Origin of the sequence: Mesobacterium pallidum (assembly GCF_019966535.1) — a bacterium.
Classification (GTDB): Bacteria; Pseudomonadota; Alphaproteobacteria; order Rhodobacterales; family Rhodobacteraceae; genus Mesobacterium; species Mesobacterium pallidum.
Map to the genome: position 1 here is coordinate 172,614 of NZ_JAIMID010000008.1, position 20,856 is coordinate 193,469.

Genomic DNA, 20,856 nt, shown 5'->3' on the forward strand with positions numbered 1-20,856 from the left:
CCGATATGCTGTGGTCACTCATCAAGGTCATGATCTTCATCGCGCTGGTTGCCGCGCTTACCTATGGCGCGGGCTGGCTGATGCAGACCGAAGGCGGCATCCAGGTCACCGTCGCCGGGACGGAATACACGCTGGGGCCGCTTCAGTCGGTGATCGCGGCCGTGGTGATCGTGGTCGGCGTCTGGCTCCTGCTCAAGCTGGCCGGGTTCCTGGTCGCGACGATCCGCTTCATCAACGGCGACGAGACCGCGATTTCGCGCTACTTCGACCGCAACCGCGAGCGCAAGGGCTACAAAGCCCTGAGCGAGGGGATGATGGCGCTTGCCTCGGGCGAGGGGCAGCTGGCCATGACCAAGGCGGCCAAGGCGGAACGGTTCCTGAACCGGTCCGACCTCACCGACCTGATGACCGCGCAGGCGGCCGAGATGGTGGGCGACCGCAAGAAGGCCGAAGAGGTCTACAAGCGGCTGGTGCAGGACGACAAGACGCGGTTCGTCGGCGTGCGCGGGATCATGAAGCAGCGGCTTTCCGAGGGCGACACCGAGACCGCGCGCCAGTTGGCCGAAAAGGCCATCGCGCTGCGCCCCCGGCACGAGGAAACGCAGGACACGCTGCTGCGGCTGCAGGCCCAGGCCAATGACTGGGCCGGCGCACGCAAGACGCTGGCGACCAAGCTCAAGACCGGCACCCTGCCGCGCGACGTGCACAAGCGCCGCGACGCCGTTCTGGCGCTGAGCGAGGCCAAGGGCGTGCTGGACGAGGGCAAGAGCATCGAGGCGCAGGAGGCGGCAATCGCGGCTAACAAGGCCTCGCCCGACCTGATTCCCGCCGCCTGCATGGCCGCGCGCAGCTATATCGCCAAGGGCAACAAGCGCCACGCGACGCGCATCCTGACCAAGGCCTGGCAGGTGCACCCGCATCCCGACCTCGCTGCCGCCTTCGCCGAGATCGAACCGGACGAGACCCCCGAGGCCCGGCTGAAGCGCTTTGTCGCGCTGACCAAGCATTATCCCGAAAGCGCCGAGACGCGGCTGGTCAAGGCCGAGCTGCACATCGCGGCCGAGGATTTCCCGGGCGCCCGCCGTGCGCTGGGCGACCTGCCGGACAAGGCGCCCGATGCCCGGGCGTTGACCCTGATGGCGGCCATCGAGCGGGGCGAGGGCGCCTCGGACACCGTGGTCAAGGGCTGGCTGGCACGCGCGCTGACCGCGCCGCGCGGGCCTGCCTGGGTCTGCGACAATTGCCACAACATCCAGGGCGAATGGACGCCGGTCTGCACGAACTGCCAAAGCTTCGACACGCTCAGCTGGAAGACCCCGCCCCATGCGGACATGGCCAATGCCACGGGTGTCGCCATGCTGCCGCTGATCGTCGGCGCGCTCGAGGACAAGGGCGCCGCCGCCCCGGCGCCGGTCGCGCCGCGGCCGACGACGCCGCCGTCCGAGCCCGAGGTTATGGATGCCGAGATCGTCGAGACCGACGATGCGCCGGTCACGGTGGCGACATCGGATGAGCCGGCCGGCGAGTCGGCCAAGACCTGACCGCAAGGCCACAGGGCACACGAAAAGGGCCGGGGAGAGATCCCCGGCCCTTTCGCATTCCCGCAGGTCGGTTCAGCCGTTGTAATCGGCGTCCTCGACCTTTTCCATCCAGGTGACGGTCGATCCGTCGACCGCTTCCTGGATCGCGATATGGCTCATCGCGGTTTCGGCCGAGGCGCCGTGCCAGTGCTTTTCACCGGCCGGGAACCAGACAACGTCGCCCTGGCGGATCTCCTCGACCGGACCGCCTTCGCGCTGCACGCGGCCACGACCGAAGGTCACGATCAGCGTCTGGCCGGCCGGGTGTGTGTGCCAGGCGGTGCGGGCGCCGGGTTCAAAGGTGACATGCGTGCCGACGGCCCGTCCGGGCGCTTCGGCCTGGAACAGCGGGTCCATGCGCACGGTGCCGGTGAACCAGTCGCCGGGGCCGGCCATCGAGGGGGCCGTGCCGGAACGGATGATCTTCATAAGGCGGGTCCTTTCGCAAAGCGGTGGCTTGGTCGATGTCGCGACGTGGCAGGTCCGCGTCGGCCTTGCCGTCACCGACACATTACCCCTCGGGTCCGCATCTGCCCATGGGGGGCATCACGAATCCGGTCGCCTGGGTCGGGCCTCGCCGCATAGGTATGCAAAAACCCTTGCGCGATACGCGGCGGCGGCGTATTGCAATCGTATGCAAACGCGATCGACAGGGAAGGAGCGCGCCATGGCCGTCACGCATCTCAAGCACGGAAAACCCGCGGCCGACCGGGCCGAGGATGACGCGAAGACGGCCGAGGCAGTCGCGGCCACGCTCAAGGACATCGAGGCGCGCGGCGATGCGGCCGTGCGCGAGCTGGCCAACAAGTTCGACGGCTACGACCGGGAAACCTACCGGCTGAGCCAGGACGAGATCGACGCGCTGATCGCCAAGGTGCCGCCGCGCGACCTCGAAGATCTGAAGTTCGCCCAGGCGCAGGTGGTGAACTTTGCCAGGGCGCAGCGCGCGTCCATGACGGATATCGAGGTCGAGACGCTGCCGGGCGTGATCCTGGGCCACAAGAACATCCCCGTGCAATCGGTCGGCTGCTACGTGCCCGGCGGCAAGTTCCCCATGGTCGCCAGCGCGCATATGTCCGTCGCCACGGCCAAGGTCGCCGGCGTGCCGCGCATCATCGCCTGCACCCCGCCGTTCAAGGGCGAACCGAACCCCGCGGTCATCGCCGCCATGCACCTGGGCGGCGCCGACGAGATCTACGTGCTGGGCGGCATCCAGGCCGTCGGCGCCATGGCACTGGGCACGGAAACCATCGCCCCCGTCCACCTGCTGGTCGGGCCGGGCAATGCCTTTGTCGCCGAGGCCAAGCGGCAGCTCTTCGGCCGCGTCGGCATCGACCTCTTCGCCGGGCCGACCGAGACGATGGTGATCGCGGACGACACGGTCGACGCGGAACTCTGTGCCACCGACCTGCTGGGCCAGGCCGAGCACGGTTACAACTCGCCCGCCGTTCTGGTCACCAATTCCCGCAAGCTGGCCGAAGGCACGCTGCGCGAGATCGACCGCCTGCTCGAGATCCTGCCCACCGCCGACACCGCCCGCACCAGCTGGCAGGATTACGGCGAGGTGATCCTGTGCGACACCTACGACGAGATGCTGGCCCTTGCCGACGACATCGCCAGCGAGCATGTGCAGGTCATGACCGACCGGGACGACTGGTTCCTCGAGCACATGACCTGCTACGGCGCGCTGTTCCTCGGCGCGCGGACCAACGTGGCGAATGGTGACAAGGTGATCGGCACCAACCATACGCTGCCGACCAAGAAGGCCGGGCGCTACACCGGCGGGCTCTGGGTCGGCAAGTTCCTGAAGACCCACAGCTACCAGCGCATCCTGACGGACGAGGCCGCGGCCAGCATCGGCGCCTATGGCTCGCGCCTGTGCATGTTGGAAGGCTTCGTCGGTCATGCCGAACAATGCAACATCCGCGTCCGGCGCTACGGCGGGGTCAACGTGCCCTATGGCGCGGCGGCCGAACCGTTCTCCGACGCGTGACGCTTCAGACCAAGGAAACCCCCATGACACCGCAAGACATGCGCGCCCGGATCGTCCGATACGGAGAGCTGGTGCCCTGCAAGACCGCCTTCATCGACGCCCATACGCCGGGCAGCGACCGCAAGGAAAACTTCACCATCATCGGCGATGGCGTGTCGGAAAGCCCCGACCAGTACGTCCACATCAAGGACACGCCCGGCTTCAACATTGGCGCGGCCGGGCAGCCGCCGCATTGCCGCAACTCGCTGCATTCACACCGCACGGCCGAGGTGTTCTATGTCCTCTCGGGCCGCTGGCGCTTTTTCTGGGGCCGTTGGGGCACCGCGGGCGAGGTGGTGCTCGAGGAAGGCGATATCATCAACATCCCCACGGGCATCTTCCGCGGCTTCGAGAACATCGGCACCGACTACGGGATGATCATGGCGATCCTCGGCGGTGACGATGCCGGTGGCGGCGTGATCTGGGCGCCGCAGGTGATCGAGGACGCGCGAGAGCACGGGCTTGTGCTGGGTGAGAACGGCAAGCTCTACGACAGCAAGAAGGGCCAGTCGTTGCCCGAAGGGATCGCCCCCATGCCCCTGCTGACCGAGGACGAACTGAAAGCCTTCCCCGAACCGACCACGGCCGAGGTCATCCCCGGCCACGTCGCCCGCTACTGGGACCTGATGGCGCTGGCCGATCGTGCCCCGGTGCAGGTGATCGGGCCCAACGGTGTCCTGAAGGACAAGCCCGGGTTCGAGGTCGATTTCCTCAACCACAATTCTGCGACGGACGTCGAGGTGCACTCGACCCGCAACGACGTGCTGATGGCGATGCGCGGGCATTGGCGTCTGTCGTGGGAGGGGGGCGAAGAGATCCTTGCCCCCGGTGACACCTGCGCCGTGCCGCCGGGGCTGGCCTACCGGCTGGTGCCGTCGATGTCGGGCGAGGCGAGCCTTTACCGCGTGCGCGACACGGACGAGTCCGCCGGCGCGACCTGGCGGGGCTGAGCCATGGGGCTGCCGCTGGTCTTCCTGCCCGGGATGATGTGCGACGCCCGGCTGTTTGCCCCGCAGATCGCGGCGCTCTCGGCCGGGCGGACGGTCATCTGCGCCGACCTCTCGGGCGCAGAAACGGTCCACGAGCTGGCGGCCGGGGTCCTGCGTGACGCGCCGCCGCGCTTTGCACTGGCCGGGCTGTCGATGGGCGGGATCGTCGCGATGGAGGTGCTGCGCCAGGCCGGGGACCGGGTGGCGCGGTTGGCCCTTCTTGACACCAACCCCCTTGCGGAATTGCCCGAGGTGCAGGCCGGCCGTGCGGCCCAGATCGACCGCGCCATGGCTGGCGAGCTGGGCGCGATGATGCAGGACTCCTTCATCCCGCGCTACCTCGCCGCCCCCGACGCCGGGATCGAGGCGACCTGCCGCGACATGGCCGATGCGCTGGGCGCGGATGTCTTTGCCCGCCAGTCCCGCGCCCTGCGAGACCGTCCGGACCAATGCGACATCCTGCGCGACGCGCCCAAGCGCCCGACGCTGATCCTTTGCGGTCGCGAGGACCGGCTTTGCCCGGTCGCGCGCCATGACCTCCTGCACGGGCTGATGCCCCATGCCACCTACACCATCCTCGAGGGCGCGGGGCACCTGCCCACGCTGGAAGCGCCCGAGGCAACCACGAAGGCCCTCAGCACATGGTTGACATGACCCCGGAAACACTGGCGCTGCTGCGCTCGGTCGACACGCCCACTGTCTGCAACGCGATCGAGGTGATCGAGGGGCGGCGCGGCTTTGACGCCTTCACCCGCGGCACGCCGCTGGCCAGCGATCCGTCGGCCGTGATCGTCGGCCAGGCCCGCACCGCGCGCATCCGCGCCCGCTTCGCGCCGATCGAGCCGCCCGAGGAGATCCGCGCCCGGCGCATGGATTACTACCGCCACATGGCCGAAGGCACCGGCCCCCGCATCGCGGTGGTCGAGGACATGGATGGACCGGATGCCGTCGGCGCCTACTGGGGCGAGCTGAACACGACGGTCCACAAGGGCTTTGGCCTCACGGGCGCGTTGACCAATGGCCTCATGCGCGACCTTGGCGACCTCGCCCCCGGCTTTGCCGTGATCGCGGGGCAGGTCGGCCCCAGCCACGGCTTCGTCCACGTGACCGAAGTGGCCGGGCCTGTGACCGTCTTTGGCCTCACCATCGCCCCGGACGACTGGGTCCATGCCGACCGCCACGGCGCGCTGGTCATCCCGCCCGCCTACCTGGCCGAGCTGCCCGCCGCCATCGCGAAGATGCAGGCGACCGAGGCCATCGTGCTCGATGCCGCCCGCGCCCCCGATTTCGACTTTGCCCGGTTCGAGGCCGCCTGGACGGCCTTCGAAGCGGCGCGCACCTGACACCCTCAAAGGACGAGGCTCATGACCCGACTGCCCATTCCCGACACGCTCCGTTTCGTCAAATCCCCCGGCCGCGACGCCGTGGCCGACAATGCCCCGGTCGAGGCGCTGGTGGCCGAGGTGCTGGCCCGCGTCCGCGCCGAGGGCGATGCCGCCGTGCGCGAGTACTCCGCCAGGTTCGACAAGGCCGAGCTCGAGGTCTTCGAGGTGAGCATGGCCGACCGCGAGGCCGCTGTCGCGCGGCTGGACCCGCAGACCCGCGCGGATACGGAGTTTGCCATCGCCAACGTCCGCGCCTTTGCCGAGGCGCAGCTGGGCACCCTCAGCGAGCTCGAGGTCGAGATCCGGCCGGGCGTGCATCTTGGCCACCGCAACATCCCGCTGGAGCGGGTCGGCTGCTACGTGCCCGGCGGGCGCTATCCGCTGCTGTCGGCGCCGATCATGACCATCGTTCCGGCCAAGGTCGCGGGCGTCGAGGAGGTCATCGCCTGCCTGCCGCCGAACGCGCACGAGGCGATGATCGCCGGCTGCCACCTGTCGGGCGCCGACCGCGTCTTCCGCATTGGTGGGGCGCAGGCCATCGCGGCCATGGCGCTGGGCACCGAAAGCGTGCCGCCGGTCGACAAGATCGTGGGGCCCGGCAATGCCTTCGTCAACGAGGCCAAGCGTCAGGTCTTTGGTCCCGTGGGCATCGACCAGCTGGCCGGCCCGTCCGAGATCTTCGTGCTGGCCGATCACACCGGCGATGCCGAGATGCTGGCGACCGACCTGCTGGCCCAGGCCGAACATGACGTGCGCACCCGTGTCGGCCTGATCACCACCGACGCTGCCCTGGCCGAGGCGGTGCTGGCCGAGGTCGACCGCCAGCTGGAAACGCTCAGCACCGCGGAAACGGCCGGCCGGGCCTGGCAGGATTATGGCGAGATCGTCGTCTGCCCGGACGAGGCAACCATGATCGCCTATTCCGACATCGTCGCGGCCGAGCACCTGCAGGTCCATACAGAGGACGCGCACGGGCTGGCGAAGAAGTTGCGCCATTACGGGTCGCTCTTCATCGGGACCAATTCCAGCGTGGTCTATTCCGACAAGTGCTCGGGCACAAACCATACGCTGCCGACGATGGGCGCGGGGCGTTACACCGGCGGGCTTTGGGTCGGGACCTACATCAAGACCGTGACCCACCAGTGGCTGACTGAGGAAGGCGTCCGCCAGGTCGCCCCGCCCGCGGCGCGGCAGGCGGCGTCCGAGACGCTGGAAGGGCACCGCCGCGCGGCCCAGCTGCGGCTGGACCGGATGCAGGTTCAGGCCTGATCCAACGACACCGGCTCGGCCCCGATCGCGGGCCGGGCCATGTGGGCGCTGGCATGCTCGTAGGCATCCCCGAGACGGCAGATCAGCGCCTCGTTCCCCTTCGGCCCGATGAATTGCGCGCCCAAGGGCAGGCCATTGGCGGCAAATCCGCAGGGCACAGACAGGGCCGGATGCCCGGACATGTTGACCGGTAGCGTGCGCATGGCGGTCCAGACCGGGCCATCCTCGAAATCGGAAAACTTCGGCGCGGGGCCCAGCGTGGTCGGCGCCAGCAGGGCCGAGACCTGCGCGAGGCGTTCGTCCAGCGTTGCCCCGAACCGGGCGGCGACACGACGTGCGCGGGTCACGTCGTCGTCGGTCAGGACGGCGCCGGTGATAAGATTGCGCCGGGCATCGACTCCGTAGAGGTCCCAACGGGTGGCGAGCGCGTCCTTGTGGACGGCCCAAGCTTCGGCCTGCAGCAGGATCGTGCCGGCCTCTTCCAAGGGCTGATAATCGGGCAGGTCGATCAGCTCGATCCGCGCGCCGAGCATCGACAGGGTGGCGGCCATGTCGTCCATGGCGCGGATCAGCGCAGGGTCGGCCTGCGGGTCGTTCGCGAACCAGTCGCGGGCATAGCCGATGCGCAGCCCGGCGATGTCCTGCCCCAGCCCGGCGGTGGCGCGGGTTGCGGGGGAGAGATGCTCCATCACCAGCGCGGCATCGGCAACGCAGGCGGCCAGCGGGCCGATCACGTCGAGGCTGGGCGACAGGGGAAAACATCCACCCTCCGGCACCGCATGGTGCGTGGGCTTCAGCCCGGTGATCCCGCAATAGGCGGCGGGCGCGCGGATGCTGCCGCCGGTGTCGGTGCCCAGCGCCACGCGCATCAGCCCGCCCGCAACGGCGGCGGCCGAGCCTGACGACGAGCCGCCGGTGATATGCGCCCCGTTCCACGGGTTGCGCGCGGGCGGGTTGGGCTGGTCCCAGGCGGGGCCGGTCAGAGCGTATTCATAGGTGGCGAGCTTGGCGAACGGGATCATCCCGGCCCGCCGCAGCAAAGCGACGGCGGCGGCATCGCCCGCGGTTTCGACCGGGTGGGCGTGAGAGCCGCAGCGGGTCGGCTGCCCGGCCACGTCGAGGATGTCCTTGACCCCCAGCGGCAGCCCGGCGAGCGGGAGGCGATCCTCGGGCGGGGTGTCGTCCCAGCGGGCGGCTTCTGCCAGCGCGGTATCGGACAGGTGCACCACCGCGCCCAACTGCGGATCGCGCCGGGCGATGCGGTCGAGCGTGGCCTGCATCAGCTCGCGCGCGGAGACCTCGCGCCGCGCCAGCAGCGCGGCCTGTGCGGCCAGCGGCAGGTCGATGGGGTCAGTCATCCTGCGCCTCCTTCAGCCGATTCGCCGCCTCGCGCAGACGCTGGGCGGCGGGCAGGGCGGCTTTGAGGTCGCTATCGGGAAGGGTGAGACCCTGCCGGGCGAGCAGAGTGGCGAAATCTTCGGCGGTCATCTGGGCGGCCCCGTGCTGGCGGTGAGTGCTTCTTTTTGCATAGGTATTCACGCGCGTGCGATCAAGCGTCATGATGCGTCGACCCTCACGCGCAAGGCCGCCGAACCAGGATTTTGCATAAGTATGCATTTCCAGTTGACCGGTGAAAGGAAATGCGGCACGGTCGCATTTGAATAGGTATGCAAAGCGCGGGCCCGGCCCGCCGAACGAACACCACCGGAAGGGCCACCATGGGCACGCAGGACGACACCGCACAACTCACCAAGGGCGCCAAGGCCGCACCGAAGACGGCCGATGACGCCCCCCACAATGGCCAGGTGATGCAGGTCGAGCGCGCCGATTTCACCGACCTGGTGCCCGAGGGCCGCGCGCCGGTGCAGGGGATGGAGGGCTTCGATCCCTGCTATTCCGACATCGTCGACTACATCGTGCGCTGCACCCACAAGATCTGGGACGAACGCGACGTCGGCCTGATCTACACCCATTACACGCACAACATCGTTCTCTACCTGCCGACGGGCACGATCTACAACCGCGAGGACGTGGTGCGCGACACCATCCAGCGGCTCGTTGCCCTGCCCGAACGGCGCGGGATGGCGACCCATGTTGTCTGGAACGGCAATGACAAGGACGGGTTCTATACCTCTCACCTCGTGACCGGCTCGGGGCGGCATAGCCAGCCGGGTCCGTATGGTCCGGCGACGGGGCGCACATTCACCTCGCGCACGGTCGCGGATTGCATGATCCACCGCAACAAGATCTACCGCGAATGGGTCGTGTCGGACCAGATGGCCATCGTGCAGCAGCTGGGTCTGGATCCGCAGGCCTATGCGCTGAAGCTGGCGCAGGCCAAGTTCGACAAGGGGCTCAGCGTGCTCGACATCGGCGAAACCGGCCTGATGATGGGCCAGTACCCGCCCGCCGAAGAGGCCGACCTGTCGATCGCGGGCACCGACCTCGAACGCGAGACGCTGACCTGGCTGCACGACACCTTCAATCGCAAGATGTTCGGCCGGATCCGCGATGTCTACGCCCCCACAATCATGTACCACGGGCCGCTGATGAAGGAGCTTTACGGCACCGCCTCGGTCACCCACCAGGCGCTGGGTCTGATCGGCGCCTTCCCGGATGCGGTCTACCAGCCGCAGCACATCTGCTCGACCCCCTGTATCGAGGGTGGCACCAAGGTCGCCGTGCGCTGGGTGATGGAAGGCCATCACCTGGGCTATGGCGGGCTGGAAAGCCTCGGCGATCCGACCGGCAAGCGGGTGCAGGTGATGGGCATGTCGCATTACCATTACAAGGACGGCAAGATCGTCGACGAATGGACGGTCTATGACGAGCTGGCGCTGCTGGTGCAGATCAAGCTGGCGCAACTGGCCGACGCGCCCTCGGCCACCGAGGCGACCGGCGCCTGACATCCGGGCCGGCGCAGCCCGGCCCGACCCACAAAGCCCGCATGACAACAAAAACAGCGGGCGTCCAACCAACGGAGAGCAACATGACCCATATCACGCGCACCACCACGGCCCTTGCCCTCGTCTGGGCGGCCGGTGCAGCCCATGCCGGCTGCGGTGTCGACAGCGGCAGCGTCCGCATCCTGGCCAACGATTTCGATGCGCTGGGCATCGTCATCAATGAGGCCGCGACCTGCGCCGGTGACGGCGTCAGCGTCGAGGTGAACATGACGACCGAGCACAAGGCGCTGCAGGTGCCCGCGCTGACGGTCAGCCCGGCGCAGTACACGGTTGCCGTGGTCGCCAACAACTCGATCGTGCCGCTGCTGAACGAGGACCTGATCCGCCCGCTGGACGACCTGGTCGCCAAGTACGGCGACAGCCTGTCGCCGAGCCAGCTGATCCGCATCGACGGGCAGGTCATGGCGATCGCCTTCATGGGCAACGGCCAGCACCTGTTCATCCGCGAGGACATCCTGGAAGAAGCCGGCCTTGAGCAGCCAACCACGATGGAAGGGATCCTCGAGGCGGCCAAGGTGATCCGCGAGAAGGGGATCATGGAATACCCGCTGGCCGCAGCCGACCAGGCGGGCTGGTACCTCGGCAACGAGTTCGTGAACACCTACCTCGGTTACGGCGGCGAGTTCTTCGAGCCCGGCAGCGCCGAGCCCGCGATCAGCGGTGAGACCGGCATCAAGACGCTGGAAATGATGAAGGCCATGACCGCGTACATGGAGCCCGAGTACATGACCTTCACCTCGGACGAGATGAAGGCGATGTACCTTGCCGGCGAAGTGGCGATCATGAACCAGTGGGGGTCCATGGTGAACGGCCATATCGACCCGAATGGCCCGGCGCCCGAGATCGGCGAGGCCACGATGCTGGCGCCCGCGCCGACCGTTGGCGGCAATTCCATCCCGGCCGCCGCGCTGTGGTGGGACGGCTTCACCATCGCCAAGAACATCAGCGACGAGGATGCCGAGGCGTCCTTTGCCGCCATGGTCCATGGCATCCGCCCCGAGGTCGCGACGGCCAACCCCTCGGCCGCGACCTGGCTGATGAAGGACTTTGCCGCCCCTGAAACGGCCAAGGGCGTGCTGGGCAACGCCTCGGGCGGCGCGCGCGCCTACCCGATGTCGCCCTACATGGGCCTGCTGCACACCGCGCTAGGCGCGGAGCTGGCCGATTTCATGCAGGGCACGGAAAGCGCCGAACAGGCGCTGGCCGATGTCGAGGCCGCCTATCGCACCGCCGCGCAGGAAGCGGGCTTCCTGAACTGAGGCACCGCCTCTAGAACGGCGCTCCCGGCCTCAGTGGCCGGGAGCCAAGCCAAGGACACGGCCCCATGCGGCATCGCGATTTCGTCAAGTTCATCTTTCCCTCGGCGTTGGCGATGCTGCTGTTCATCGCCGTGCCCATCGTGTCGGTCTTTGTCCAGTCGCTCTATGTCGAACACGACAAGGTGCTGGTGACGGTCGAGAACTGCGGCCCCTTCGGCTGCCAGCAGGAAACCCGCGTCGACCCCGACGCCACCGCCGCGCTCAAGGCCGAAGAGCCGCTGGGCCAGTTCAACGGGCTCGGCACCTATCTCAACCGCGCGCATCTCGCGACGCAGGAGGTGGGCGAGATCCTCTCGGACAATGACGGGTTCGGGGATGTGGCCCGCCGCATCTACAACCTGCCGTTCTACAAGGCGCTCGCCTTCACGCTGGTCTACACCTTCCTTGTCACGCCGCTGTCGATGATCTTCGGCTTCATGGTGGCGCTGGGGGTCAACACGATCCCCAAGGCGGTGAAAGGCCCGGTGATCTTCCTGTCGCTGCTGCCCTATATCGTGACGCCACTGCTGGGCTCGCTGATCCTGTTCTGGATGATCAATTCCGACGGGGTGATCGGCGCGACGCTGCAATGGGTCTTTGCGGACCCGACGCTGAGCCTCAAGGCCTCGCCCTTCCTCACCTGGGTCACGCTGATCGTCTACGGCACCTGGCACATGACGCCCTTTGCCTTCGTCGTCTTCTACGCCGGGCTTCAGACCCTGCCGCAGGACACGCTGGAATCCGCGATGATCGACGGCGCGAACCGGTGGGAACGCATCCGCTATGTCGTCATCCCCCACCTCGTGCCGCTCGCCACTTTCGTGGGCCTCGTGCTGCTGATGGACAATTTCCGGGTGTTCGAGCCGATCATCGGCTTCTCGTCCGAAGCCAACGCGACGTCCCTGAGTTGGTCGATCTACAATGACCTGAACGGCCAGGTGGACCAGCTCTTCGGTTCGGCCGCCGCGACCTCGGTGCTGACCATGATCGGCGTGATCGTCCTGCTGACGCCGGTGCTGATCCGCACATGGCGCGACTTCAACCGGAAGGCCCGCTGATGGACCGCAAGATCGGATACTCCCGCCCGCTGGCGATCACCACCGGACTCGTGCTGCTGGTCTGGCTGATCCTCGCCGCCTTCCCGTTCTTCTGGACGGTCTGGGGATCGTTCAAGGTGCAGGCCGACTTCTTCAGCCGCGAGTCCTTCTGGAACGCCATCACCGGCCCCGCGACCGAGCGGCAGACCGGCGGCACCTTCACGCTCGACGGCTACCGCGGTGCCTGGGTGGAACGCGAGTTCTACCACTCGGTCATCAACACCGCGATCGTGACGGTCTGCGTCACCTCGATCAGCCTCGTCTTCGGCACGCTGGGCGGCTACGCCCTGTCGCGGTCGAGCCGGCAATACACCTTCTGGATTCTGATCGCCGCGCTCGTCTTCCGCGCCATGCCGCATATCACGCTGGTCTCGGGCTACCTGCTGCCGTTCTTCGAGATGAACATCTGGGGCTACTTGCCCACGGCGATCATCGTGCTGGTGGCGATCAACCAGCCCTTCACGATCTGGATGCTGCACAGCTTTTTCCAGTCGATCCCCAAGGACCTTGATGAGTCCGCCATGGTCGACGGCTGCACGCGGTTCCAGGCCTTCCGGCTGGCGATCATGCCGGTGATGTGGCCGGGCGTCATCACCACGGGGCTGTTCAGCTTCCTCCTCGCCTATAACGACTTTGCCGTGACCGCGATGCTGCTGAACCAGGACAACCAGACCATGGTGCCCAAGATCAATTCGTTCCTCGGCACGGTGCAGACCGAGGGCACGATCATGTACGCCGTGGCGGCCGTGGTCTCGGCCACCGTGCCTTTGTTCATCCTCGTGATGTTCTTCCAACGCCAGATCGTCAGCGGCCTGACCGCCGGCGCCGTCAAGGGATAAGACCATGGCCGACATCCACCTCAAGAATATCTCCAAGCGCTGGGGCAACGTGGTCGGCGTCGACAAGTTCGACCTGCATATCGCGGATCGCGAGTTCCTGGTGCTGCTGGGCCCCTCGGGCTGCGGCAAGTCCACGACCATGCGCATGATCGCGGGGCTCGAGGACATCACCGACGGCGAGATCATCATCGGCGGCCGCGTCGTCAACGATCTCGAACCCAAGGACCGCGACATCTCGATGGTGTTCCAAAGCTACGGGCTTTATCCGAACCTCACGGTCTACGAGAACATCCGCTTTCCGCTGAAGGTCCGCAAGGTCCCGAAGTCGGAACATCATGACCGCGTGATGAAGGCGGCCGAGATGGTGGACCTGACTGAACTCCTGGACCGGCGCCCGGCCGAGCTGTCGGGCGGGCAGCGCCAGCGGGTCGCGCTGGGCCGCGCCATCGTGCGCGAACCCACCGTGTTCCTGATGGACGAGCCCTTGTCGAACCTCGACGCCAAGTTGCGGGTGTCGACGCGGGCCGAGATCAAGAACCTGCAGCACCGGCTCAAGACCACGACGATCTACGTGACCCACGACCAGATCGAGGCGATGACGCTGGCCGACCGCGTGGTCGTCATGAACAAGGGCGTCGTGCAGCAGGTCGCCACCCCGACCGAGATTTACGACAACCCCGCCAACACCTTCGTCGCCAGCTTCATCGGCTCTCCGGCCATGAACCTGGTCGACGGGACGATCGCGAACGGCGTGTTCGAGGCAGAGAACCTGCGGCTCGAAGGGCTGCCCACGGGCCAGTCCGGCCCGGTGACGCTGGGCTTCCGGGCCGAGGACGTGACGCTGGTGCCGGATGGCGGAGACCTCGTGGCCCCCGCCTTTGCGCTGGAACTGCTGGGCGAGGCGTCGATGGTGGCCGTCCGCGTCGGCGGCGTGCTGGTCAACCTCAAGGCGGCCAAGGATTTCCGGGCCGAGATCGGCAGCACGATCCGCGCGCAGATCCCGCCCGAGACCTGCCACCTGTTCGACGTGACCACCGGCCAGAACCTCACCGTCCGCGCGGCGACGGGGCAGGGGTGACAGGTTCGCCCCTGCCGGGTACATGGTTAACCGTCGGGGTGCAGGAGAAAGACGTGAGCGGTAAACCGGTAACATCCGTGGACGTGGCCCGAAAGGCCGGCGTCAGCCAGTCCGCTGTCTCGCGGTTCTTCACGCCCGGCGCCTCGGTCTCGAAAAAGATGGCCGACAAGATCCGCGTCGCCGCGGATGAGCTGGGGTATCGCCCCAACGTGCTGGCCCGCGCGATGATCACCGGGAAAAGCCGGATCATCGGGCTGGTGGTCTATTACCTCGAGAACCAGTTCTACCCCGAGGCGGTCGAAAAGCTGTCGATCGCGCTGCAGGAAAACGGCTACCACGTGCTGCTGTTCATGGCGTCGAACACCATCGGCGACGTGGAACCCGTGATCCAGGAGATCATGGGCTACCGGGTGGACGGGATCGTGATGGTCTCGGTCTCGATCTCCTCGACCCTGGCCGAGCGGTGCAATGGCCTGGGCATCCCGGTGCTGTTGTTCAACCGCGACCAGCGCGACGACGTGCTGCGGGCGGTGACGTCGGACAATTACGCCGGGGGGCGGATGGCGGCCGAGCTGTTGCTGCGCAGCAACCCCAAGCGGATCGCGCATCTTGCGGGCTTCGGCGGCGCCTCGACCCAGATCGACCGCGAAGCTGGGTTCACCGACGCGCTGCGCGAGGCGGGGCGCGACCTGCATGCGCGCGAGGACGGCAACTTCCACTATTCCGACGCGGCTGATGCGACGCGCCTCCTGTTCGACGTGCCCGAGCCGCCCGATGCGCTGTTCGTCAGCGACGACCACATGGCGCTGGCCGCGATGGACGTGATCCGGCACGAGCTGAACCTGCGCATCCCCGAGGACGTGGCCGTGGTCGGGTTCGACGACATCCCGCAGGCCAGCTGGCCGTCCTTCAACCTCACGACCATCCGGCAGCCGATCAACCAGATGGTCTCGGCCGCGGTGGGCGAATTGCTGGGCGCGATCGAGGACGGCAACACCGAGGTGCGCAAGATCCGCCTTCCCCCGGTTCCGGTCGTACGCGGCACGACGCGTTAGGCCATGACGCTGCTGGTGGATATCAAGGCCTTTCTCGCCACGGCGCGGACGGGCAGCTTTTCCGCCGCCGCACGCGAGATCGGGGTCGCGCCCTCGGTCGTGACGAAACGGGTCGGGCGGCTTGAGGATCACATCGGTAGCCGCCTCTTCGTCCGGTCCACCCGCGCGCTGGTCATGACGGCAGAGGCGGACCGCCTGCGCCCGCGCCTGCAACTGCTGGTCAGCCAGCTGGAAGAGGCGCTGGACGGCGCCGCCCCGCCCGACACCGGCCTCGCCGGCCACCTGCGGATCAAGGCGCCGACGACGCTGGGCACGCTGTTCGCGGGCCGGTCCATCGCACGGTTCATGGCGCAGAACCCGTCGATCACGACCGAGCTGATGCTGATCGACCGCGCGGTCAACCCGCTCGAGGAAGGGTTCGACCTTGCTCTTGGTGGTCTGCCGCAAAGCTTTGCCAGCGTGCACGAGGTGCCGCTGTGCTATTACCCGCGCGTGCTGGTCTCAACGCCCGAATTCCTGGCCAAGCATGGCACGCCCAGGTCCCCGGGCGACCTGGTCGCGTATCGCTGCATCATCTACGTGGCCGCCGGCATGACCTGGTTCTTCGAATCCGAGGGCGGGCCGATCTCGGTCACGGTGAACCCGGTCTTCACGGTCAACGACTCGCGTCTTCTGCACTTTGCCGCCCGGCACCACCTTGGCATCTGCATCGCACCGGGCTTCCTGGTGCAGGAGGACCTGGCCGAGGGCCGGCTGGTCGAGGTGCTGCCCGATTTCCCGGTCGCGCAGCTGTGGTTCAAGGCGATGATCCCGAACAACAAGCTGCACCGCCCCGAGGTGGCGGCGCTGCTGGATTTCCTGAAAAAGGACTTCGCCGAAGCGCCCTGGGAGAACGAGCCCGTGCCGCCCCTGTGACGGGGCGGCTTGGGGTCACGAGGCCAGCGACAGCTCGGGTGCCTGGTCGTCCAGCGTGGTGGTGCGGCGCAGCTCGCGCGGCTCGTCGAGGTCAAAGTGGCGGCCCCGGTGCAGCGTCGCGCGGTTGTCCCAGATCACCGTGTCGCCGACCTGCCACTTGTGGCGATAGATGAACTGCTGCTGCGTGGCGTGTTCCAGCAGGTCGGCCAGCATCATCCGCCCCTCTGGCACGGTCATGCCGTCGATCTGCCGGGCATGGACGCCGATGAACAGGTGCTTGCGCCCGGTCGCCGGGTTCACCCGCACGATGGGCCACCAGGCGGGCTCGATCGCCGCCTTCTGTTCCTCGGTGTAGCTGTCGTCGCCCAGCAGGAAGCGCGAATGCAGCGCGTAATGCTCGGCCTCCTTACCGTCGAGGAAATCCTTCATCCGGTCGTCCAGCGCGTCGTAGGCGGCCTTGAGGTCGGTGAACTCGGTATCGCCGCCCCAGCTGGGGTTCCGCACCGAATGCAGCATGGAATACTTGGCCGCCGGCTTCTGGAACGAGCTGTCGGAATGCCACATCTGGTTGGCGATGTTGTTCAGCACCCGCTTGTCGGTGCGCGGCACCGGCTTGCCGTCGCGGCCGATGTTCGAGATGTCGCCGACCTCGGCATGGGTCACCTGCGTGTTGGTGTTCCACTTGGCCGTGACCTTCTTGAAGCCCTGGTCCAGCGGGCCGAACTGGCGGGTGAAGTCCAGCTGCTGGTCGGTCGTCATCGGCTGGTTGCGGATCACGACGATGGAATGTTCGTCCATCAGCGCGTCGATCTCGGCCACCTCGGCGGGGGTCAGGGGCTTCAGCACGTCAAGCCCGCCGATGATCTCCACGCCGAAGCCGTTCTCTATCTGTCTCGTCTCCATCGTCTTCTCCTCCTCTCTCTGGGGTTACGGGGCCACACCGTCGGTGCGGGTCAGGTTGTCCGAAAGCCGCGCCTGCAACGCCGGCATGTCGAGCTGGTGGACCGAGCCCGAGCCCGCCATGTCGAGCGCCTGCGCCGCCGCCATCCCCTGCGCCATGCAGGGGCCCATGACGCGGACCGAACTCAGCGCCGCCGGGTCGCCGTCGATGCAGCGGCCCACGGCGACAAGATTGTCCGCCTCGGGGCAGATCATCGACCCGAAGGGGATGTAGTGGGTGTGGTTCTCGTCAAAGGTCTCCCACACGAAGCCTTCGGGCGCATTGTGCAGCTCGATCGGCCAGGCGGTGCGGCCGATGGCGTCGTCGAACTTCTTCTGGCCGACCACCTCGTCCACGACGAGGTGATGCGCGCCCTTGATCCAGCGGGTCTGGCGGATGCCGGGAAAGCCGTAGCTGCGCACGCGGATGTTGCCGAAGAAATCGGGGTATTCGTCCTTCAGCAACTGGATGCCGCGATCCACCTGGTCCTTGCCGATCTGGCCCATCTTCGACGCCGCGATCGGGTCGAGCGGGGTTTCGAGGTGGGTCATGTTCAGAACCGCCACGTCCTTGCCCGGAAAGTAGAAGGCGATGCCGCCGTGGCGCACCAGCCCGTACTCCTTGGCCTTTTGTGCGATACGCTCCGACAGCTCGTCGCGCTCGGGCGGGTCGACCTCGATGTTCAGCCCCTCTACCACGCATTGCTGGGTGCCAAAGACCTTCTCCTCGGGCTCGCGGCATTCGAGGCCGGCAAGGTAGGCCAGCGCGGCATCGCCCGAACAATCGGCAAAGCCCTCGGCCCGGATGGTCACGTCGCCGTAGCGCGTCACCAGCTTGGCAGCGGTGATGCGGCGGCCGTCGCGGTCCACCTCGCGCAGGATGGCGCCGGTGATCGGGATCACGCCGGCCGCGTCCAGCGAGGTCTCGACCCAGCGCGACAGGGCGACCTCGTTGTAATGCACCACCGTGGTCATGGGGCCGTGGCGGTAGTAGCAGGCATCGTTCGCCTCGAGGTAGGCCAGCATCTCGTCCGCGATACCGAAGGTGAACCGGTGCCCGTGTGTGCCGTTGCGATAGAGCCCGCAGAAGGTGCCGATGATCGAGTTCACCGCCTGCCCGCCCAGCGCCGGCAGGCCATCGACGATGGCGACGGTCTTGCCCAGCTTGGCGGCCTCGAGCGCGGTGGTCGTGCCCGAGATGCCGGCGCCGATGACGCAGAGGTCGACCTCGAGCTCTCGGTGCAGGACCGATCCGTCGTGGCGGACAACGCGGGTCGCGGGATTGATCGGGCGGCCGTAGGACATGGGTGTCTCTCCGTTTCGGGTCAGGTCAGGATGTGGCGGTGGGGGCGCGGGCGCCCCGCAGGATGTCAGGCGGCGTTGGCCGGGGCCTCGCGCGCCGCGGGCTGGCTGGCCATCAGGACCAGCGCGGCGGCGATCACAAGGCCGATGGCGGTGCTGGTCCATTCGGGAAAGCCGATGATCAACCCGCAGGCGAACAGCGGGATGCGCGCCCAGCCCGACAGCTTGCCGCGCCAGGGCACGTAGCCCTCGGAGGCGGCGGCGATGGTCATGACGGCCAGGATGTTCATCACCGTCCAGATCACGGTCAGGTGGAACGGGCCCTGCAGGATCAGCGCCGGCTCGAACAGGAAGAAGATCGGTACGAAGTACAGCACGATCCCCAGCCGCGCCGCGTGCACCGAGGTCTTGATCGGGTCGCTGTCCGAGATGCGCGAGGCGAGGAAGGCGGCCAACGCGACCGGCGGCGTGATCGCCGCGAGCGAGGCGTAATAGGCGATGAACATGTGGATGGCGAGCGTGTTGAGCCCGGCGATCTGTTCCAGCGCGGGGGCCAGCGTCAGCGCCAACATCAGGTAGGCGGCCACGATCATGCCCAGCATCCCGAAGATCAGGCAGACGCCGATGCCGATGGCGAGGACAGGGATCAGCCCGTCGCCGCCCATGCGCACCAGGCTGGCGGCGATCACCGGGGCGACGCCCGTGGCCATCAGCCCGCCCAGGATGAAACTGGTGGGAAGCAGCAGGCCCATGGTCTGGCTGAGCAGCTTGGTGACCTGGTAGAAGAGTTCCGGGATGCGCGACAGGCGGATGCGCAGGCGCGGATGCAGCGTGGTCAGCACCAGCAGCAGGGCCGAGGCGTAGAAGGGCGTCAGACGCTCCCACCGCATGAAGACGAGGCCCCAGACGAGGAAGGCGAGCACGACGAGGAAGGGCCAGCCGTCTTTCAGCACTTCGCGGGCGCGGGGCAGGTCGGCGCGCTTGAGGCCCTTGAGCCCGTGGCGCGCGGCGAACCCGTCGACGTGGCAGTAAAGGCCGAAGTAATAGAGCAGCGAGGGGATCAGCGCGGCCAGCACGATCACGCGGTATTCGGTGTTGGTGAAATCGGCCATGATGAAGGCGACGGCCCCCATCACCGGCGGCATGAGCATCCCGCCGGTCGAGGCGCAGGCTTCCAAAGCGCCGGCGTAATGGCCGGGAAAGCCCGCCTTTTTCATCGACGGGATGGTGACCGACCCGGTCGAGACCACGTTGCCGAAGATCGACCCCGAGAGCGAGCCGAAGAAGCCCGAGGCCAGCACCGACACCTTGGCCGCCCCGCCGCGCGAGGTGCCCATGAGCGCCATGGCCAGTTGCAGGAAGAAATCGGCGGCACCGGTCGCGACCATGAGGGCGGCGAGGATCAGGAAGCCGATGATCAGCTCGCCCACCACCCGCGTCACGACCCCCAGCATGGCATCGCCGGAAAAGACGTTGAAGGCGATGGTGCGTGCCAGCGTCGTCGGCGGCCCCCAAAGGATGCCGGGCATGTAGAAGGCGTAGACCGGGTAAAGCGCCAGCGCGACCACGATCACCAGGAAGATGTACCCGCCCGACCGGCGCGCGGCATCCAGCACCAGCACGAAGATCGAGGCGGCGACGACAAGCTGCCAGGTCTCCTTGACCGGCACCCAGGTGCCGAAGACAAGGCCCCGCGCCTGCCAGGCCATGAACAGCGTCAACCCGCAGATCGCGATGGCGGGGGCGTAGCTGGCCCAGGTGACCCGGCCCTCGCCCTTCCAGGCGGGCAGCAGCAGGAAGACCACGGGCAGGAAGGCCGCCATCAGCAGGAAGTAATAGGTCAGGTCCAGCATCGGCACGATGGCAAAGATGTAGACGACCGACAGGGCGACCCCGGCGGCGGACATGAGCAGCACCAGTGCGCGCACCCATTCGGGCATGGATTGCCAACGCTCTTCGGCCTGGTCGCGGAAGCTTTCGGGCACGGCGGCGGCAGCTGCGGCGGCCGTCTCCTCGTCGGTGAGGGCGCGGGTTTCGGATCTGGGATCGGTGCTCATGTCGTATCCTTCGGCCACGGGGGGCCGGTCACTGGATCAGGGGGAAGGGGAGGGC

General features: G+C 67.4%; 19 protein-coding genes. 13 read left to right on the plus strand and 6 right to left on the minus strand.

Annotated elements, in window-relative coordinates; genetic code table 11:
• Positions 1–5 precede the first annotated feature (5 nt).
• Entirely contained in the window at positions 6–1,541 is a 1,536-nt protein-coding gene (locus tag MF270_RS13555) for a heme biosynthesis protein HemY (protein ID WP_238366435.1), read from the plus strand.
• A 72-nt stretch (positions 1,542–1,613) separates the two neighbouring features.
• Here MF270_RS13555 and MF270_RS13560 read toward each other — a convergent pair whose 3' ends face one another.
• The gene (locus tag MF270_RS13560) at positions 1,614–2,009 is read right to left on the minus strand and encodes a (R)-mandelonitrile lyase (protein WP_238366436.1); all 396 of its coding nucleotides are present in this window, start codon (positions 2,007–2,009) and stop codon (positions 1,614–1,616) included.
• Positions 2,010–2,247: 238 nt separating this feature from the next.
• Here MF270_RS13560 and hisD (MF270_RS13565) point away from each other — a divergent pair, with 238 nt between their 5' ends.
• From hisD (MF270_RS13565) to hisD (MF270_RS13585), 5 genes are read left to right on the plus strand one after another with little or no spacing between them, the layout of a single operon-like run.
• Positions 2,248–3,573 (plus strand): histidinol dehydrogenase, encoded by a 1,326-nt coding sequence (gene hisD / locus MF270_RS13565; protein WP_238366437.1) that lies wholly within the window; start codon positions 2,248–2,250, stop codon positions 3,571–3,573.
• 23 nt (positions 3,574–3,596) lie between these two features.
• On the plus strand, positions 3,597–4,562 hold the full coding sequence (locus tag MF270_RS13570; protein ID WP_238366438.1) for a cupin domain-containing protein: 966 nt from the start codon (positions 3,597–3,599) through the stop codon (positions 4,560–4,562).
• A gap of 3 nt (positions 4,563–4,565) precedes the next feature.
• Positions 4,566–5,255 (plus strand): alpha/beta fold hydrolase, encoded by a 690-nt coding sequence (locus MF270_RS13575; RefSeq protein ID WP_238366439.1) that lies wholly within the window; start codon positions 4,566–4,568, stop codon positions 5,253–5,255.
• Positions 5,252–5,944 (plus strand): RraA family protein, encoded by a 693-nt coding sequence (locus tag MF270_RS13580; RefSeq protein ID WP_238366440.1) that lies wholly within the window; start codon positions 5,252–5,254, stop codon positions 5,942–5,944. The genes MF270_RS13575 and MF270_RS13580 overlap by 4 nt, the downstream gene beginning before the upstream one ends.
• A 21-nt stretch (positions 5,945–5,965) precedes the next feature.
• On the plus strand, positions 5,966–7,255 hold the full coding sequence (gene hisD, locus MF270_RS13585) for a histidinol dehydrogenase (RefSeq protein ID WP_238366441.1): 1,290 nt from the start codon (positions 5,966–5,968) through the stop codon (positions 7,253–7,255).
• Here hisD (MF270_RS13585) and MF270_RS13590 read toward each other — a convergent pair.
• Positions 7,246–8,613 carry an amidase gene (locus tag MF270_RS13590; protein ID WP_238366442.1) on the minus strand — a complete coding sequence of 456 codons (1,368 nt, stop codon included), beginning with the start codon at positions 8,611–8,613 and terminating at the stop codon, positions 7,246–7,248. The two genes, hisD (MF270_RS13585) and MF270_RS13590, sit on opposite strands and share 10 nt — an antisense overlap.
• Positions 8,606–8,815 carry a hypothetical protein gene (locus MF270_RS13595; RefSeq protein WP_238366443.1) on the minus strand — a complete coding sequence of 70 codons (210 nt, stop codon included), beginning with the start codon at positions 8,813–8,815 and terminating at the stop codon, positions 8,606–8,608. Before MF270_RS13595 ends, MF270_RS13590 begins: the two co-directional genes overlap by 8 nt.
• 158 nt (positions 8,816–8,973) lie before the next feature.
• Between MF270_RS13595 and MF270_RS13600 the strand changes: the two genes are divergently transcribed.
• From MF270_RS13600 to MF270_RS13630, 7 genes are all read left to right on the plus strand, one after another.
• Entirely contained in the window at positions 8,974–10,161 is a 1,188-nt protein-coding gene (locus tag MF270_RS13600) for a nuclear transport factor 2 family protein (protein ID WP_238366444.1), read from the plus strand.
• 83 nt (positions 10,162–10,244) lie between these two features.
• Positions 10,245–11,480 carry an ABC transporter substrate-binding protein gene (locus MF270_RS13605; RefSeq protein ID WP_238366445.1) on the plus strand — a complete coding sequence of 412 codons (1,236 nt, stop codon included), beginning with the start codon at positions 10,245–10,247 and terminating at the stop codon, positions 11,478–11,480.
• Between the two features lie 65 nt (positions 11,481–11,545).
• Positions 11,546–12,577, plus strand: coding sequence for a carbohydrate ABC transporter permease (locus MF270_RS13610; protein ID WP_238366446.1), 1,032 nt, complete (start codon positions 11,546–11,548; stop codon positions 12,575–12,577).
• Entirely contained in the window at positions 12,577–13,455 is an 879-nt protein-coding gene (locus MF270_RS13615; RefSeq protein ID WP_238366447.1) for a carbohydrate ABC transporter permease, read from the plus strand. The genes MF270_RS13610 and MF270_RS13615 overlap by 1 nt, the downstream gene beginning before the upstream one ends.
• Positions 13,456–13,459: 4 nt before the next feature.
• Positions 13,460–14,533 (plus strand): ABC transporter ATP-binding protein, encoded by a 1,074-nt coding sequence (locus tag MF270_RS13620; protein WP_238366448.1) that lies wholly within the window; start codon positions 13,460–13,462, stop codon positions 14,531–14,533.
• Between the two features lie 53 nt (positions 14,534–14,586).
• Positions 14,587–15,588 carry a LacI family DNA-binding transcriptional regulator gene (locus MF270_RS13625; protein WP_238366449.1) on the plus strand — a complete coding sequence of 334 codons (1,002 nt, stop codon included), beginning with the start codon at positions 14,587–14,589 and terminating at the stop codon, positions 15,586–15,588.
• Positions 15,589–15,591: 3 nt separating this feature from the next.
• A complete protein-coding gene (locus MF270_RS13630; protein ID WP_238366450.1) occupies positions 15,592–16,503 on the plus strand; it encodes a LysR family transcriptional regulator in 912 nt (303 codons plus the stop codon).
• 15 nt (positions 16,504–16,518) lie between these two features.
• Here the strand turns inward: MF270_RS13630 and MF270_RS13635 are convergent, their stop codons facing one another.
• The 3 genes from MF270_RS13635 to MF270_RS13645 all read right to left on the minus strand — a co-directional run bounded on the left by MF270_RS13635 (position 16,519) and on the right by MF270_RS13645 (position 20,801).
• A complete protein-coding gene (locus MF270_RS13635; RefSeq protein WP_238366451.1) occupies positions 16,519–17,406 on the minus strand; it encodes a TauD/TfdA dioxygenase family protein in 888 nt (295 codons plus the stop codon).
• A 24-nt stretch (positions 17,407–17,430) separates the two neighbouring features.
• The gene (locus MF270_RS13640) at positions 17,431–18,747 is read right to left on the minus strand and encodes an FAD-dependent oxidoreductase (protein ID WP_238366452.1); all 1,317 of its coding nucleotides are present in this window, start codon (positions 18,745–18,747) and stop codon (positions 17,431–17,433) included.
• A gap of 65 nt (positions 18,748–18,812) precedes the next feature.
• Entirely contained in the window at positions 18,813–20,801 is a 1,989-nt protein-coding gene (locus MF270_RS13645) for a TRAP transporter permease (protein ID WP_238366453.1), read from the minus strand.
• Between the last annotated feature and the right edge of the window lie 55 nt (positions 20,802–20,856).